Origin of the sequence: Streptomyces griseus subsp. griseus, from assembly GCF_003610995.1 — a bacterium.
In the GTDB taxonomy this organism is placed as follows: domain Bacteria; phylum Actinomycetota; class Actinomycetes; order Streptomycetales; family Streptomycetaceae; genus Streptomyces.
On the sequence record NZ_CP032543.1, the window covers coordinates 5302665 to 5319443 of the forward strand.

11 protein-coding genes are annotated in these 16779 nt (G+C 72.2%); 3 read left to right on the top strand and 8 right to left on the bottom strand.

Annotated features, from left to right (window positions below; genetic code table 11):
* Window positions 1-60: 60 nt before the first annotated feature.
* The 3 genes from pyk to pta all read right to left on the bottom strand — a co-directional run bounded on the left by pyk (window position 61) and on the right by pta (window position 4936).
* Entirely contained in the window at window positions 61-1488 is a 1428-nt protein-coding gene (gene pyk / locus D6270_RS24095; RefSeq protein WP_109163539.1) for a pyruvate kinase, read from the bottom strand.
* A 74-nt stretch (window positions 1489-1562) separates the two neighbouring features.
* Window positions 1563-2813 (bottom strand): acetate kinase, encoded by a 1251-nt coding sequence (locus D6270_RS24100; protein WP_204117194.1) that lies wholly within the window; start codon window positions 2811-2813, stop codon window positions 1563-1565.
* Window positions 2814-2854: 41 nt separating this feature from the next.
* Entirely contained in the window at window positions 2855-4936 is a 2082-nt protein-coding gene (gene pta, locus D6270_RS24105; protein WP_109163537.1) for a phosphate acetyltransferase, read from the bottom strand.
* Window positions 4937-5257: 321 nt separating this feature from the next.
* On the opposite strand from pta, the gene D6270_RS24110 reads away from it, so the two are divergent.
* A complete protein-coding gene (locus D6270_RS24110) occupies window positions 5258-6283 on the top strand; it encodes an ATP-dependent 6-phosphofructokinase (RefSeq protein WP_109163536.1) in 1026 nt (341 codons plus the stop codon).
* 29 nt (window positions 6284-6312) lie between these two features.
* On the opposite strand, the gene D6270_RS24115 is transcribed toward D6270_RS24110, so the two are convergent.
* The 3 genes from D6270_RS24115 to D6270_RS24125 form a co-directional block, all read right to left on the bottom strand.
* Window positions 6313-7017: a helix-turn-helix domain-containing protein gene (locus D6270_RS24115; RefSeq protein WP_204117059.1), complete on the bottom strand. Its 705-nt coding sequence runs from the start codon at window positions 7015-7017 to the stop codon at window positions 6313-6315.
* A 183-nt stretch (window positions 7018-7200) separates the two neighbouring features.
* Window positions 7201-7875 carry a response regulator gene (locus D6270_RS24120; protein WP_109163535.1) on the bottom strand — a complete coding sequence of 225 codons (675 nt, stop codon included), beginning with the start codon at window positions 7873-7875 and terminating at the stop codon, window positions 7201-7203.
* A 4-nt stretch (window positions 7876-7879) separates the two neighbouring features.
* Entirely contained in the window at window positions 7880-9589 is a 1710-nt protein-coding gene (locus D6270_RS24125; protein WP_151414717.1) for a sensor histidine kinase, read from the bottom strand.
* 159 nt (window positions 9590-9748) lie between these two features.
* Here D6270_RS24125 and D6270_RS24130 point away from each other — a divergent pair, with 159 nt between their 5' ends.
* Both D6270_RS24130 and D6270_RS24135 read left to right on the top strand, forming a co-directional pair.
* The gene (locus D6270_RS24130; protein ID WP_109163533.1) at window positions 9749-11122 is read left to right on the top strand and encodes a cation:dicarboxylate symporter family transporter; all 1374 of its coding nucleotides are present in this window, start codon (window positions 9749-9751) and stop codon (window positions 11120-11122) included.
* Between the two features lie 193 nt (window positions 11123-11315).
* Entirely contained in the window at window positions 11316-12617 is a 1302-nt protein-coding gene (locus D6270_RS24135) for an LPXTG cell wall anchor domain-containing protein (RefSeq protein WP_109163532.1), read from the top strand.
* A gap of 81 nt (window positions 12618-12698) precedes the next feature.
* Here the strand turns inward: D6270_RS24135 and glgB are convergent, their stop codons facing one another.
* Together glgB and D6270_RS24145 are read right to left on the bottom strand one after the other, a co-directional pair.
* Window positions 12699-15131 (bottom strand): 1,4-alpha-glucan branching enzyme, encoded by a 2433-nt coding sequence (glgB, locus tag D6270_RS24140; protein ID WP_109163531.1) that lies wholly within the window; start codon window positions 15129-15131, stop codon window positions 12699-12701.
* Window positions 15132-15192: 61 nt separating this feature from the next.
* A complete protein-coding gene (locus D6270_RS24145; RefSeq protein ID WP_109163530.1) occupies window positions 15193-16614 on the bottom strand; it encodes a maltokinase N-terminal cap-like domain-containing protein in 1422 nt (473 codons plus the stop codon).
* Window positions 16615-16779: the final 165 nt, after the last annotated feature.

Below are 16779 nucleotides of genomic sequence, written 5' to 3' on the forward strand. Positions count from 1 at the left end.
TGCGAAGGGGGCCCCGGAACTCTCCGGGGCCCCCTTCGCATGCATCAATGCCTACCGGGCTCAGCCCTGCTCGCCGCCCAGGTGGTGCACCCGGACCATGTTCGTGGTGCCGGGGATGCCGGGGGGCGAACCGGCCGTGATGACCATCGTGTCGCCCTGGTTGTAGCGGTTCAGCTTCAGCAGCTCCGCGTCGACCAGGTCGACCATCGCGTCGGTGTTGTCCGCGTGCGGGACCACGTGCGACTCGACGCCCCAGCTCAGGGCGAGCTGGTTGCGGGTGGACTCGTCCGTGGTGAAGGCCAGGATCGGCTGGGCCACGCGGTAGCGGGAGAGGCGGCGGGCGGTGTCGCCGGACTGGGTGAAGGCGACCAGCGCCTTGCCGTCCAGGAAGTCCGCGATCTCGCAGGCCGCACGGGCCACCGAGCCGCCCTGCGTACGGGGCTTCTTGCCCGGGACCAGCGGCTGGAGGCCCTTGGAGAGCAGCTCCTCCTCGGCGGCGCAGACGATCTTCGACATCGTCTTGACCGTCTCGATCGGGTACGCGCCCACCGACGACTCGGCCGACAGCATGACCGCGTCCGCGCCGTCCAGGATCGCGTTGGCGACGTCGGACGCCTCGGCGCGGGTCGGCCGGGAGTTGGTGATCATCGACTCCATCATCTGGGTCGCCACGATCACCGGCTTGGCGTTGCGGCGGCACAGCTCGATGAGGCGCTTCTGCACCATCGGGACCTTCTCCAGCGGATACTCCACCGCCAGGTCGCCACGGGCCACCATCACACCGTCGAACGCCATGACGACGCCCTCCATGTGCTCGACCGCCTGCGGCTTCTCCACCTTGGCGATGACGGGGACCCGGCGGCCCTCCTCGTCCATCACCTTGTGCACGTCCTTGACGTCGTCGGCGTCCCGGACGAAGGAGAGGGCGACCAGGTCGCAGCCCATCCGCAGCGCGAAGCGCAGGTCCTCGACGTCCTTCTCGGACAGGGCCGGGACGTTCACCGCCGCGCCGGGCAGGTTGATGCCCTTGTGGTCGGAGATGACACCGCCCTCGATGACGATGGTCTTGACCCGGGGGCCGACGACCTCGATGACCTTCAGCTCGACGTTGCCGTCGTTGATCAGGATCGGGTCGCCCTTGGTGACGTCGCCGGGCAGACCCTTGTAGGTCGTGCCGCAGATCGACTTGTCGCCGGCGACGTCCTCGGAGGTGATGGTGAACTCGTCCCCGCGGACGAGCTCCACCGGGCCCTCGGCGAACTTGGCCAGCCGGATCTTCGGGCCCTGGAGGTCGGCGAGCACGCCCACCGCGCGGCCGGTCTCGGCGGCCGCCTTGCGGACGCGGTCGTAACGGCCCTGGTGTTCCTCGTGGGAGCCGTGACTGAAGTTGAAACGGGCCACGCTCATGCCGGCCTCGATCAGAGCGACGAGCTGCTCATGGGAGTCGACGGCGGGACCGAGGGTGCAGACGATTTTGGAACGGCGCATGAGGCGGATCCTATCGGTTTGTTTCGATGCGGAATATTCCGTCTGGTGGAAGATACAAAGGGGCGCGGAGGCGCTCAGTTGTCGACCTCTCCAAGGCCCCCGGACCGGGACGAACCGGGCCCCTCGACGAGTGCGAACGTCTGGTCGGCGATCTCCAGCTCCTCGTCCGTCGGCACCACGGCGACCGCCACCCGTGCGTACTCCGGCGAGATCAGCCGCGGCTCACCGGACCGTACGGCGTTGAGCCCGGCGTCGACCGCGAGACCGAACTCCTCCAGACCCGCGATGGCAGCCTCCCGCACCGGGGCCGAGTTCTCCCCGACCCCCGCCGTGAACGCCACCGCGTCCACCCGGCCGAGCACCGCCGCGTACGCGCCGATGTACTTCTTCAGCCGGTGGATGTAGATGTCGAAGGCGAGCGCGGCCCGCTCGTCGCCCTCCTCGATCCGGCGGCGGATCTCCCGCATGTCGTTGTCACCGCAGAGCCCGGCCAGCCCGCTCCGCTTGTTGAGCAGGACGTCGATCTCGTCCGTCGACATGCCCGCCACCCGCTTGAGGTGGAAGGTGACGGCCGGATCGATGTCCCCGGAGCGCGTACCCATCACGAGCCCCTCCAAGGGGGTCAGCCCCATGGAGGTCTCCACGCACCGCCCGCCCGCGACCGCCGAGGCGGAGGCCCCGTTGCCCAGGTGCAGCACGATGACGTTGACGTCCTCCGGTGCCTTGCCCAGCAGCTTCGCGGTCCTCCGGGAGACGTACGCGTGAGACGTGCCGTGGAAGCCGTAGCGGCGGATGCGGTGCGCGTCGGCGGTCTCCACGTCGATCGCGTACCGGGCGGCCGCCTCGGGGATCGTCGTGTGGAACGCCGTGTCGAAGACCGCGACCTGCGGCAGGTCCGGGCGCAGCGCCCGCGCCGTACGGATGCCCGTGATGTTGGCCGGGTTGTGCAGCGGGGCGACCGGGACGAGGCGTTCGATCTCCTTCAGCACCTCGTCGGTGATCACGGTCGGCGCGGAGAACTTCAGCCCGCCGTGCACCACCCGGTGGCCGATCGCGGCGAGTTCGGGGGAGTCCAGGCCGAGCCCGTCCGCCGTCAGCTCCTCGGCCGCCGCCTTGAGCGCCGCGTCGTGGTCCACGATCCGGCCCGTACGCTCCCGTGGCTCGGCGCCGCCGCCGGCCAGCGGGGTGTGCACCAGGCGCGAGGTCTCCTCGCCGATCCGCTCCACCAGACCGGAGGCGAGCCGCGAGCGGTCGCGCATGTCGAGGAGCTGGTACTTCACCGAGGAGGAGCCGGAGTTGAGGACGAGGACGCGGTGCGGTTCCACAGGGGCTGCCGTGCTTTCGTGGTCGGGAACGGGAGAAGTCGTCATGCGGGGCGCTCCTCGCCCTGCGCCTGGATCGCCGTGATGGCCACCGTGTTGACGATGTCCTGGACGAGCGCGCCCCGGGAGAGGTCGTTGACGGGCTTGCGCAGCCCCTGGAGCACCGGGCCGACCGCCACCGCGCCCGCCGAGCGCTGCACGGCCTTGTAGGTGTTGTTGCCGGTGTTGAGGTCCGGGAAGATCAGCACGGTGGCCTGTCCGGCCACCTCCGACCCCGGCAGCTTCGTCGCCGCGACGGTCGGCTCGACCGCCGCGTCGTACTGGATCGGCCCCTCCACCCGCAGCTCGGGCCGCTCGGCCCGCACCCGCTCGGTCGCCTCGCGCACCTTGTCGACGTCCGCGCCGGAGCCGGAGGTGCCGGTGGAGTACGACAGCATCGCGATCCGTGGCTCGACGCCGAAGCGGGCCGCCGTCACCGCCGACTGCACCGCGATGTCGGCGAGCTGCTCGGCGTTCGGGTCCGGGTTGACCGCGCAGTCGCCGTAGACGAGGACCTTGTCGGCCAGGCACATGAAGAAGACGGACGAGACGATCGAGGCGTCCGGCTTCGTCTTGATGATCTCGAAGGCCGGGCGGATGGTCGCGGCCGTGGAGTGGACCGAGCCCGACACCATCCCGTCGGCCAGACCCTCCTGGACCATCAGCGTGCCGAAGTAGTTCACGTCCGACACCACGTCGTACGCCAGCTCCACCGTCACCCCGCGGTGCGCGCGCAGCTGCGCGTACCGCTCGGCGAACGCCTGGCGCAGTTCGGACGTGTGCGGGTCGACGATCTGGGTCTCGGCGAGGTCGATGCCGAGGTCGGCGGCCTTCTTGCGGATGGTGTCCACATCGCCGAGGAGGGTGAGGTCGCAGACGTCGCGGCGCAGCAGCACGTCCGCCGCGCGCAGCACCCGCTCCTCGGTGCCCTCCGGCAGGACCACGCGCTTGCGGTCGGAGCGGGCCTGCTCCAGCAGCTCGTGCTCGAACATCATCGGCGTGACCCGGCCGCTGCGGGCCACCGAGATCCGCTCCAGCAGGGCGCCGGTGTCGACATGGCGCTCGAAGAGGCCGAGCGCTGTCTCCGCCTTACGGGGCGTCGCCGCGTTCAACTTCCCTTCCAGCGTGAAGAGTTCGGCCGCCGTGGGGAAAGAGCCGCCGGCCACCGAGACGACCGGGGTGCCCGGCGCCAACCGGGCGGCCAGGGTGAGAATCTCCTCGCCGGGGCGCTCGTTCAGGGTCAGCAGGATGCCCGCGATGGGCGGGGTCCCGGCGCTGTGCGCGGCCAGCGAACCGACCACCAGGTCGGACCGGTCCCCGGGCGTCACCACCATGCAGCCGGGCGTCAGCGCGTTCAGCAGGTTCGGCAGCATCGCCCCGCCGAAGACGAAGTCCAGCGCGTCCCGAGCCAGCCCCGCGTCGTCACCCAGCAGCACCGTGCCGTCCAGGGCGGCGGTGACCTGCGCGACCGTCGGGGCGGAGAGCGCCGGATCGTCCGGCAGCACGGAGACGGGCACCGGCAGCCGGGCCGCCAGCCGTTCGGCTATCACCGCGCGGTCCTCGGGGGCGACCCGGTTCACCACCATCGCCAGTACATCGCAGCCCAGGCCCGCGTAGGCGCGGTAGGCGTTACGGGTCTCGGCGCGGACGGACTCCGCGGTCTGGCCCTTGCCGCCGACGACCGCGATCACCGAGGCGCCGAACTCGTTGGCCAGCCGCGCGTTGAGCGCCAGCTCGTCGGGGAGCTGGGTGGCGGCGAAGTCGCTGCCGAGGACGAGGACCACCTCGTACTCCCGGGCCACCTGGTGGAAGCGGTCCACCAGCAGCGAGACCAGCTCGTCGGTCCCCTTCTCCGCCTGCACGGCGGAGGCCTCGTGGTAGTCCAGGCCGTAGACGGAGGCGGGGGTCTGGGAGAGCCGGTAGCGGGCCCGCAGCAGCTCGTAGAGCCGGTCGGGTCCGTCGTGGACCAGTGGACGGAAGACCCCGACCCGGTCCACCTGACGCGTCAGTAGCTCCATGACACCCAGTTCGACGACCTGCCGGCCGTCCCCCCGCTCGATCCCGGTCACGTACACGCTGCGCGCCACGCGTGCTCTCCCGTCGTTGTGCGGTGCCGCTCCCCGCGGTCCGTCCGGGACGTGGGGGGTCTCCCCGCGCTGTCCCCGGCGCTCCGAGGGGTGCGGCCATTGGCCTGCATTGCCTCTTGACGATACCTGCGCGGGCCGCTAGGCCGCCCGCCGGAGGTTCCGCCTCCGGTATCCCTCCTACCCGCTCCCGACTTCTCCGCCCTACCCGGCCGAAAGCGCGGTCCGCGGGCCCGGCGTGGGACAATCGAGCTGGTTCAGGGCACGGAGGCCGCCTCGGTCGGCTTCCGGAAAGCGCGACTAACGAGCAGGAGACACACCTCGATGCGCATCGGAATTCTCACCGCGGGCGGCGACTGCCCCGGCCTGAACGCAGTGATCCGGTCGGTCGTCCACCGGGCCGTCGTGGGCCACGGCGACGAGGTCATCGGCTTCGAGGACGGCTTCAAGGGGCTGTTGGACGGCCACTACCGCCCCCTCGACCTCAACGCGGTCAGCGGCATCCTCGCCCGGGGCGGCACCATCCTCGGCTCGGCCCGCCTGGAGCGCGACCGGCTGCGCGAGGCCGCCGAGAACTGCGAGGAGCTGGCCCGCCGTTACGACATCGACGCGCTCATCCCGATCGGCGGCGAGGGCACGCTGACCGCGGCCCGGATGCTCTCCGACGCGGGCATGCCGGTCGTCGGAGTCCCGAAGACCATCGACAACGACATCTCCGCCACCGACCGGACCTTCGGCTTCGACACCGCCGTCGGCGTCGCGACCGAGGCCATAGACCGTCTCAAGACGACCGCCGAATCCCACCAGCGGGTGATGGTCGTGGAGGTCATGGGCCGCCACGCGGGCTGGATCGCGCTGGAGTCCGGGATGGCCGGCGGCGCCCACGGCATCTGCCTCCCCGAGCGTCCCTTCGAGGTCGGCGACCTGGTCAAGATGGTCGAGGAGCGGTTCGCGCGCGGCAAGAAGTTCGCCGTCATCTGCGTCGCCGAGGGCGCGCACCCGGCCGAGGGCTCCATGCCGTACGCCAAGGGCGCCATCGACCAGTACGGCCACGAGCGCTTCCAGGGCATCGGCAACCGGCTCGCCGTCGAGCTGGAGACCCGGCTCGGCAAGGAGGCCCGGCCGGTCATTCTCGGCCATGTGCAGCGCGGCGGCACGCCCACCGCGTACGACCGGGTCCTGGCCACCCGCTTCGGCTGGAACGCGGTGGAGGCCGTGCACCGCGGCGACTTCGGCCGGATGACCGCCCTGCGCGGCAACGACATCGCCATGGTGCCCCTCGCGGACGCGGTCACGCAGCTGAAGACGGTCCCGCTGGAGCGGATGTACGAGGCGGAGTCGGTCTTCTAGCCGCCTGCGGGCTCCTCATGCTCCGGGACTCAGGCCCCGGCCGTCCGCCAGAACTGGTCCACCAACCGGGCCAGGAACGCCCGCCCCGCGTCGCCCGTCGTCGCGGACCGTTCCTGGCCCGTGCTGCTCCAGCTCAGGGTGGAGACCATCAGGGCCTGGTAGTCGGCGTGCAGCTGCTCCAGCACGTCCTGGATCCGGGCCCGCTCCAGCGGGACGATCTTCGCCACCGGACGGACGTACGCCTGCCAGCGCGTGGTGACCGCGCTCGTCAGCAGCTCCGCCAGCTCCTCGTCGCGCCCCGTCGCCGTGAGGAACTGGGCCGGTGACAGGCCGAGCGCCCGGCACAGCGCGGCGGACTGCCGCTCGTTGCCCTTCCAGCGCCCCGTCTCCTCCATCCGCAGGTACGAGGCCCCGGTCATCCCGAGCTGCCGCGCCAGGTCGTCCACCGAGAGCTCCCGGCTCAGCCGGTGCTCGCGCAGGGTGGCGGCGGCGGCCAGCAGTTCGCCGGGGGCGCACCAGAGGACCCCGGCGAGGGCGGTCAGTTCGCGTTCACCGGGGGTCGCGAGACCGCGCTCCCAGGCGACGACCGTCTCGGCGGGTATCCGGAGCCCGTACTGCGCGGCGAGACCGTAGGCGACATGTCCGGGAGCCATCCCCAGTGCCTCACGGAGTCGGCGCGCGGCGGGGGCGTTGAAGGGCGGGGTGGGGTGCACGGCCCCACCGTAGGAGTCCATTTCGCCGCTGGCTACGGTCCGTCCCGCACGGAACACGCTTCGTAGGAACCTCCTAGCGCGAACCGGGCGGGCGGTACGCAATCAAGCGCCCCACCAGCGCTTTCCTCACCGCCGGTACCACCGCCCTTCCACCTCCGTGCGCCCTTGCGGCAAACGCTTGCCGTATGCAGGGCCGACCGGGGGTCAGCGGCCGCCGGCCAGCCAGCGGTAGTGGAGTTCAGGTCGGCCGACCTGCCCATAATGTGGACGCCGTGCGGCGCTCCCCACGGTGACCAGGTGCTCCAGATAGCGGCGCGCGGTGATCCGGGAGATCCCGAGCCGCTCCCCGGCGGCCGCGGCCGTCACCCCCTCCTCCGACTCCCGCAGGACCCGGGTCACCGCCTCCAGGGTCGGCCCGCTGAGGCCCTTGGGCAGCGCGGCCGGCTCGGTGACCCGCAGCGCGCCCAGCGCCCGGTCCACCTCCTCCTGTCCGCTCGCCTCGCCCGCCGCGCCCCGGAACTCCGCGTACCGCACCAGCCGGTCCCGCAGCGTGGGGTACGTGAACGGCTTCAGCACGTACTGCACGACCCCCAGCGACACCCCCTCCCGCACCACCGCGAGGTCCCGCGCCGAGGTCACCGCGATCACGTCCGCCCCGTGCCCGGCGGCCCGCAGCGAGCGCAGCAGCCCGAGCCCGTGGCCGTCGGGCAGGTAGAGGTCCAGCAGGAGCAGGTCGACCGGGGTGCGCTCCAGCACCCGTACCGCCTCCGCCCGGGTGTGGGCCACGGCGGCCACGGTGAAGCCGGCGACCCGCTCCACGTACATCTGGTGCGCGTCGGCGGCCACCGGATCGTCCTCCACCACCAGGACCCGGATCACGCGGTCACCTCCTTCGCCCGGCCGCCGGAAGCCGTACGGTCCCGAGCGGCAGCCGCACCGTGAAACGCGCCCCGCCCTCCGGCGCCCGGTCCAGCTCCACCGACCCGCCGTTGCGGTGGGCCGCCTGCCGCACCAGCGCGAGGCCGAGCCCGCGCCCCGCCCCGTGCGTCGACCAGCCGCGCCGGAACACCTCGTCCGCCTCCTCGGGCCCGATGCCCGGCCCGGTGTCCGAGACCCGCAGCAGCAGCTCCCGCTCGTCGGCGAGGGCGGTCACGGTGACCCGGGCCCGCCCGGCGCCCTGCGGAGCCGTACGGTGCGGCACGGCCCCTGCGGAGCCGCCCTGCGGAGCCGTTCGCTGCGCGGGCACCGCTGCCGCCGCGTCGCCCTCCGACGCCGCGTCCACCGCGTTGTCGATCAGATTGCCGAGGATCGTCACCAGATCCCGCTGGGCCAGCGAGGCGGGCAGCGCCCCGTCGTCGATCAGGCTGTCCTCCGCCAGCTCCAGCTCCACCCCGCGCTCGTTCGCCTGGGCCGCCTTGCCCAGCAGCAGCGCGGCCAGCACCGGCTCCTCGACCGCGCCCACCACCCGGTCGGTCAGCACCTGGGCCAGCTCCAGCTCCGCCGTCGCGAACTCCACCGCCTCCTCCACCCGGCCCAACTCGATCAGCGACACCACCGTGTGCAGCCGGTTCGCCGCCTCGTGCGCCTGCGAGCGCAACGCCTGCGTGAAGCCGCGCTCGGAGTCCAGCTCCCCGGTCAGCGCCTGGAGTTCGGTGTGGTCCCGCAGGGTCACCACCGTGCCGCGCCGCTCCCCGCCCACCACCGGACGGGTGTTGACCACGACCACCCGGTCCGCCGTCAGATGCAGCTCGTCCACCCGCGCCTCGGACGCCAGCAGCGCCCCGGTCAGCGGTGCGGGCAGGGCCAGCTCGTCCACGGTCCGGCCGAGCGCCTCGGTCTCCGGGGCGATCCCCAGCAGCTCCCGCCCCGCGTCGTTGATCAGCGCGATCCGGCGCTGCCCGTCCAGCATGAGCAGCCCCTCGCGCACCGCGTGCAACGTGGCCTGGTGGTAGTCGTGCAGCCGGCTCAGCTCGGCCGCGTTCATCCCGTGGGTGTGGCGCCGCAGCCGGGCGTTGATCACGTACGTGCCGATCCCGCCCAGCGCCAGCGCCCCGCCCGCCGCCAGCGCCAGGGCGCCCAGCTGCTCGCGTACCTGCGAGGAGACCCGGTCCACCGTGATGCCCGCGCTGACCAGGCCGATGATCTCCTCGCCGTCGCGGACCGGGGTGACCACCCTGATCGAGGGGCCGAGCGTGCCGGTGTAGGTCTCGGTGAAGGTCGCCCCGGCGAGCGCCTCCTCGGTGTGGCCGAGGAACGTCTCGCCGATCAGCGACGCGTCGGGGTGCGTCCACCGCCGCCGCTCGGTGTCCATGATCGTGACGAAGGCGATCCCGGTGTCCCGGCGCACCTGCTCCGCGTACGGCTGGAGTACGGCGGAGGGATCCGGGGTACGGATGGCCTCCCGTACGGAGGGGGAATCGGCCACCGCCACGGCCGCCGCCCGCACCTGCCGGGTCGCCGTCTGCTCCGCCTGCGCGGAGCCGGAGACGTACGCGAAGACCGCGCACCCCGCCACCACGGCGGCGATCAGCACGACCTGCATGGCGAAGAGCTGCCCGGCCAGGCTGCGGGGGCGGGTACGGGGGAGGCGCATGCTCACAGTCTGCCTCGCGTGAGCGCGCTCTCCCAGTGGCTCGAAAGCGCCCGTGAACGATATGAACGCAAGGGTGACCGGGGTCACAGGGCGGTGGATAGTCACCGGAGCCCCCAGGGACGGGGGCGCACCCCCCTGACCGAGCCGAGGAGCCCCACCATGGCCGTGGCAGCCAAACAGCGGGACCGTACCCACTACCTGTACATCGCCGTGATCGCCGCCGTGGCGCTCGGCATCCTGGTGGGCTTCGTCGCCCCCGGGGTGGCCGTGGAGCTCAAGCCCATCGGCGCCGGCTTCGTGAACCTGATCAAGATGATGATCTCGCCGATCATCTTCTGCACGATCGTGCTGGGCGTCGGCTCGGTCCGCAAGGCGGCCAAGGTCGGCGCCGTGGGCGGCCTGGCGCTCGGCTACTTCCTGGTCATGTCGACCGTGGCCCTCGCCATCGGCCTGCTGGTCGGCAACTTCCTGGAGCCCGGCTCCACCCTGCACATCACCGAGGCGGCCCGCGCGGCCGGTGAGAAGCAGGCGTCCGGCGCCAGCGAGTCCACCGTCGACTTCCTGCTCGGCATCATCCCGACCACCATCGTCTCCGCCTTCACGGCGGGCGAGGTGCTCCAGACGCTGCTGGTCGCGCTGCTCGCGGGCTTCGCGCTCCAGGCGATGGGCTCGGCGGGCGAGCCGATCATCCGCGGCATCACCCACATCCAGCGGCTCGTCTTCCGCATCCTCGCCATGATCATGTGGGCCGCCCCGGTCGGCGCGTTCGGCGCGATCGCGGCGGTGGTCGGCGAGACCGGACTCGACGCCCTGAAGTCCCTGGCCATCATCATGATCGGCTTCTACGTCACCTGCGGTCTCTTCGTCTTCGTGGTGCTCGGCGCGATCCTGCGCCTGGTCGCCGGGGTCAACCTGCTCTCCCTGCTGAAGTACCTGGGCCGCGAGTTCCTGCTGATCCTCTCGACCTCGTCCTCCGAGTCGGCCCTGCCCCGGCTGATCGCCAAGATGGAGCACCTGGGCGTCAGCAAGCCCGTCGTCGGCATCACCGTGCCGACCGGCTACTCCTTCAACCTCGACGGCACCGCGATCTACCTCACGATGTCCTCGCTCTTCATCGCCAACGCGATGGGCTCCCCGCTGAGCGCGGGCGAGCAGATCTCGCTCCTCATCTTCATGGTCATCGCCTCGAAGGGCGCGGCGGGCGTGACCGGCGCAGGGCTCGCCACCCTCGCGGGCGGCCTCCAGTCGCACCGCCCCGAACTCGTCGACGGCGTCGGCCTGATCGTCGGCATCGACCGCTTCATGAGCGAGGCCCGCGCCCTGACCAACTTCGCGGGCAACGCGGTCGCCACGGTCCTGGTCGGCCACTGGACCAAGGAGATCGACAAGGAGCGCGTCGGCCAGGTCCTCGCCGGACAGATCCCGTTCGACGAGCGCACGCTGGTCGACGACCACGCCCCCGCTCGGGACTCCGCCGACTCCGGTGACGTACCCGAGCAGCGCGAGACGGCGACGGAGCCCGCCAAGGTCTGACCGGCCCTTTCCAGCCACTGCGACACCCCCCACGCAAGGACACCCGTATCCCCCGGTACGGGTGTCCTTGTTGTCGTCCGCGTACGGCCATGCGCGTGCCCCGCACAACCATTCGCTGCCGGGACATGTCTTCCGGGTGAGCAACTGCACTGCCCTGCCGGGCAGTCGACCGTCATCCGACCGAGGGATTCTCATGGGGAACGTCGTTTCCGGCCGCCGTACGCTGCTGAGCGGAACCGCAGCGCTGGCGGCCGTCGCCCTGATCGCGCTGGGCTCCGGGCCGGCCCTGGCCGACGGGACAGAGCCCGATCTGGGGGTCGGCGGACTCGCCCCCGTCACCGGTGTCGCACCGGGCGACGGGTTCGGGCTGCCGGTGAGCGTGCTCAACAAGGGGACGGACACCGTGCCCAGGGTCTACCTGGCCTACAGCTTCTCGCCAGGCGTGGAGACCGCCGAAACCTACTCCAACTGCGTGTACTTCAGGGTCAGTTCCTACGACGAACAGCCGGAGCGGAACCACGCCGTCTGCACGGTCGACCAGCCCCTGAAGCCTGGCGTGCTGTACGGGACGGACCAGCCGCTCGGCCTCAGGGCGGGGGCGAGCGCGCTGCGCGACAACGCGGGGTACGGGGTCTCGGCGGACGAGCCGGCGCCCGACGAAGGCGGCGAGAGCGAGCACGTACCGGGTACGGGCGCGCCCCTGAAGCTGGTCGAGCGCGGAGAGGCCACGGAGACGGACCGCGCCGCCCACGCCCGGACCTCGGTGCGTACGGATGTCACGGCGGACAGCACCGCCGACTTCGCCCTGACCGGCGCCGAGCTGAAGGGCACGGTGGGTGACAAGGTCACCGCCCGGGTGAAGTTCACCAACAAGGGCCCCGCCTGGGTCCAGGGCGAGCTGGACACCAGCGTCACCACCGTCGACGTACGCATCCCGGCCGGTACGTCGGTGGTCAAGGCCAACGGCTTCTGCTCGAAGGTCACCAGGACGCACTACGCGTGCGGCACCAGCCAGTCGTGGGTCCGGCCCACGGGCGGCGAGACCTACCCCTTCGTGCTCCGGATCGACAAGGCTGTCGGCCGCACCACGGGCAAGGTCTCCTTCGACGGCCAGGCCCGCCCCTTCGACAGGAACGCGGCCAACGACACCGCGGAGATCGTGGTCGAGACCGGCGAGGCGAGCTCCACCGGCGGTTCCGGCTCCACCGGCGGCCCGGACTCCGGCGGCTCCGACGGCGGTGCGTCCTCCACGGGCGGCTCCACCGCCGGTTCCTCCGGCGCCACGACCAGCGGCGACACGGGCACCACCGGCTCCGCCACCACCTCGGGCGGCGGCGCCACGGCCGGCGGCGCCACCCCGCGGACGGGCGGCAGCCTGGCGGCGACCGGCTCCGACTCCACCCTCCCGATGGCGGTCCTCGCGGGCGCGGCGCTCCTCGCGGGCGGCGGTCTGTTCTCCGCGACGCGCCGCCGCACGGCGACCCGCAACGGCTGACCCCGCCTCAAAAGGGAAGGGGCCCGTCCCGTGCCGGCCATGACACGGGACGGGCCCCTTCTCCGCCTACGGCTCAGGCGTTCAGGCCGGCCGGAACCACACCGTCGCCAGCGGCGGCAGCGTCAGCGAGATGCTGGACGGGCGGCCGTGTGCGGGCACCGTCTCCGCCTTCAGCGGCTCCTCGTTCCGTACGTCGCTGCCGCCGTACCGGTCCGCGTCCGTGTTGAGGACCTCCACCCACCCCTCCGTCCCGGTCTCCGGCACCCCGAGGCGGTAGTCGTGGCGGACCACCGGGGAGAAGTGCGAGACCGCGAGCAGCGGCGAGCCGTCCGCGTCGTAGCGCAGGAAGGCGAAGACGTTGTCCTCGGCCGCCCCGCCGTCCACCCAGCTGAACCCCTCCGGCACGGTGTCGCGCTGCCACAGGGCGGGCACCGCCCCGTACACCGCGTTCAGGTCGCCCACCAGGTTCCGCACCCCGCGGTGGTCGTCGGACGCCCCGTACGTCGGGTCCAGCAGCCACCAGTCCGGTCCGTGGCTCTCGGACCACTCCGCGCCCTGGGCGAACTCCTGACCCATGAAGAGGAGTTGCTTGCCGGGGTGGGCCCACATGAAGCCCAGGTAGGCGCGGTGGTTGGCGCGCTGCTGCCACCAGTCGCCGGGCATCTTCGCCACCAGCGCGTGCTTGCCGTGCACCACCTCGTCGTGCGAGATCGGCAGCACGTAGTTCTCGCTGTAGGCGTACACCATCGAGAACGTCATCTCGTTGTGGTGGTGCTTGCGGTGCACCGGCTCCTTCGCCATGTACAGCAGCGAGTCGTGCATCCAGCCCATGTTCCACTTGAGCCCGAAGCCCAGGCCGCCGCTGTCGGTGGGCCGGGTGACACCGTCCCAGGCGGTCGACTCCTCGGCGATGGTGACGACGCCGGGGTTGCGCCGGTAGACGGTCGCGTTCATCTCTTGGAGGAAGCCGACCGCGTCCCAGTTCTCGCGCCCGCCCTGGTCGTTGGGCGACCACTGGCCGTCCTCGCGGGAGTAGTCGAGGTAGAGCATCGAGGCGACGGCGTCGACCCGCAGCCCGTCGATGTGGAACTCCTCGCACCAGTACGTCGCGTTGGCGACCAGGAAGTTACGGACCTCGGTACGTCCGTAGTCGAACTCCAGCGTCCCCCAGTCCGGGTGCGCCGCCCGCTGCGGGTCGGCGTGCTCGTACAGCGGCCGCCCGTCGAACTCGGCCAACGCCCATTCGTCGCGCGGGAAATGGGCCGGAACCCAGTCCATGATCACGCCGATGCCCGCCCGGTGCAGGGCGTCCACCAGATACCGGAAGTCGTCCGGGGTGCCCATGCGGGAGGTCGGCGCGTAGAAGCCGGTGACCTGGTACCCCCAGGAGCCGCCGAAGGGGTGCTCGGAGACCGGCATCAGCTCCACATGCGTGAAGCCGAGGTCCTTGACGTACGCCGGTAGCTGGTCCGCGAGTTGACGGTAGGTCAGCCCCGGCCGCCAGGAGGCGAGATGGAGCTCGTACACCGAGAACGGCGCCTCGTGGACCGGGCGGTCGCCCCGGTGGGCCATCCAGTCGGCGTCCCGCCACTCGTGGTGCGAGGCGGTGACGATGGAGGCGGTCGCGGGCGGCACCTCGGTACGGCGGGCCATCGGGTCGGCCCGGACCGTGTGCGAACCGTCCGGGCGGCAGATGTCGTACTTGTAGAGCGCGCCCTCGCCGACCCCGGGCAGGAACAGCTCCCACACCCCGGTCGACCCGAGCGAACGCATCGGCAGGGCCGTGCCGTCCCAGTAGGAGAAGTCACCGGTCACCCGCACTCCGCGCGCGTTCGGCGCCCAGACGGTGAACCGGGTCCCGGCCACCCCCTGGTGGACCATCGGCTCCGATCCGAGCGCCCGCCACAGCTCCTCGTGGCGGCCCTCCCCGATCAGATGGAGGTCGAGGTCGCCGAGCGAGGGCCAGAAGCGGTACGGGTCGTCCACCTCGATGGTGTTGTCGTCGTACGCGACCTGGAGCCGGTAGACGGGGACCTCCTTCACCGGCAGCACACCGGAGAAGAACCCGTCACCGTCGTCGTGCAGTTCGGCCCGCACGCCCTCGGCCAGCACCGTGACCGACCGGGCGAACGGGCGCAGCGCCCGCACCAGCACACCGCCCGGGATCGGACGGGCGCCGAGCACGTCGTGCGGGGCGTGGTGGTCACCGGCCAGCAGCCGGCCCCGGTCCGCCCCGTCCAGGGCCGGCGCCGGGCGCGCGCCCGAGCCGTCGCCGCCCTGCCGGGGGCGCGGCGGGACGGCGTCCGCCCGCTTGGGCCGGGTGCGCTTGGCGGAGGCGGCCTTGGTGGCCGTGGTCGTCGTGGCGGCCTCGGCTCCGACGGTCTCCACGGAGGCGGGCGCGGGTGCCGGAGCGGGCTCCGGTGCCGTCTCCACCCGCGCGGCTTCGACAGGAGCGTTGGCCTCGGCGGCTGCGGTCTTGCGGGATCCCTTGCGGGACGGCTTGCGGGCGGTCACGGGGACTGCCTCCTCGGGAGGTTCGGAGGGCGGAGGGGAGAAGAGGGAGAGGGGGAGGGGCTCAGGCCGCGGCGGACTGGGCCAGTCGCTGGATGGCGGCCATCGGGACCGGTAGCCAGTCGGGGCGGTGCCGGGCCTCGTACACCACCTCGTACACCGCCTTGTCGGTCTCATGGGCGCGCAGCAGCTCCGGCTCGCCGCGCGGATCGGTGCCCGAGGCGAGCGCGTACCCCTCGCAGTAGGCGGCACGGCAGCGGGCCGCCCACTCGGGGTTCCACGGGCGGTGTGAGCGGGCCGCGTAGTCGAAGGAGCGCAGCATGCCCGCCACATCGCGGACCGGGGGTGCCGGGCGGCGGCGCTCGTCCAGCGGGCGGGCCGGTTCGCCCTCGAAGTCGATCAGCGACCAGAACCCGTCGGGGGAGCGGAGCGCCTGGCCGAGGTGGAGATCGCCGTGCACCCGCTGCTGCGCCCAGCCGCCGCCCCGGTGCCCGAGCGCCGTGACGGCGTCGAACGCGGTGCGCAGGGCCGGGACGTACGGGACGAGCGCGGGCACCGCCTGGGCGGCGGCCTCCAGACGCTGCGTCATCTGGGCGATCAGCTGCCGGGTCTGCGTCCCGTGCAGCGCCGGGGTGGGCAGCGCCGCGGCGAGCGCGGTGTGCACCTCGGCGGTGGCCCGGCCCAGCGCCCGCGCCTCGGGGACGAAGTCGCGGCCCGCCGTGAGCGCGGTCAGGGCGAGCTGCCAGCCGTCCCGGGCGCCGTGCAGGAAGGGCTGGAGGACGCCGAGGGTGAGCGGTTCGGGGCCGGGGGCCTCGAACCAGGCGATGGGGGCCGGGACGCGTTCGCATCCCTCGCGGGCCAGGGCGAGCGGCAGCTCCAGATCGGGGTTGGTGCCCGGGAAGACCCGGCGGAAGATCTTGAGGATGTACGCATCGCCGTAGACGAGCGAGGAGTTGGACTGTTCGGCGTCCAGCATCCGGGGCGGCAGCCCGTCCGGGATCGTGGCGGTCCGCTCGAAGCGGAGGGAGCCGAGGGTGCCCGGCCGGCGGAATCGTTCCAGCAGAAGGTCCGCCAGGCGCGGATCGTGCAGCGCGTCGTAGACGGTCCGCCCGGCCAGCGGTCCGCGCTCCACCCGCCCGATCAGGGCCGCGGTGAGCGTGGCCGGCAGCGAGCCGCGTACGCCGATCAGGAGCTGGTAGCAGTCGTCGGCCGGGCGGGCCGACGCTGAGGGCTGCTGGACCCGGACCAGCAGATGGAGCAGGCCGGGGCCCGCGGTGCCGTCCAGCGGCAGCATCTCGGTGGCCGAGACCAGGGCGAAGCCGGTGACCGGCCGGCCCTTGCCGGCGAACCACCGCTGCCGGGGCAGCCATTCATGGAGCAGGGGGGCGAGGGACGGCAGCAGAGCGCCGTCCACCGTACTGCTGGGGGTCGCGCTGTTCCTTGTGCTCTTCGCCAGGGCGACGTGAGTGGATGCAGCCTCCGACATGGCATCGCGTCCTTTCCCCGGGCACACCACAGGATGCGAAGAGTGTCCCGGATTGCGGCAATGGCTGTCCGGCTGTGCGGGACGTGTCGGGAGAGGAAGGTCCGTACGGACTCGAACGGCGGAACAGAGAAGGCCCGAGGCGGTGGAACCGTGAGAGCCCCAGGC

Coding starts and splice junctions, on each gene's coding strand:
- pyk (WP_109163539.1), bottom strand. CDS start 1,488: ATGCGCCGTTCCAAAATCGTCTGCACCCTCGGTCCCGCCGTCGACTCC.
- D6270_RS24110 (WP_109163536.1), top strand. CDS start 5,258: ATGCGCATCGGAATTCTCACCGCGGGCGGCGACTGCCCCGGCCTGAAC.
- D6270_RS24115 (WP_204117059.1), bottom strand. CDS start 7,017: ATGGACTCCTACGGTGGGGCCGTGCACCCCACCCCGCCCTTCAACGCC.
- D6270_RS24125 (WP_151414717.1), bottom strand. CDS start 9,589: ATGCGCCTCCCCCGTACCCGCCCCCGCAGCCTGGCCGGGCAGCTCTTC.
- D6270_RS24130 (WP_109163533.1), top strand. CDS start 9,749: ATGGCCGTGGCAGCCAAACAGCGGGACCGTACCCACTACCTGTACATC.
- D6270_RS24135 (WP_109163532.1), top strand. CDS start 11,316: ATGGGGAACGTCGTTTCCGGCCGCCGTACGCTGCTGAGCGGAACCGCA.
- D6270_RS24145 (WP_109163530.1), bottom strand. CDS start 16,614: ATGTCGGAGGCTGCATCCACTCACGTCGCCCTGGCGAAGAGCACAAGG.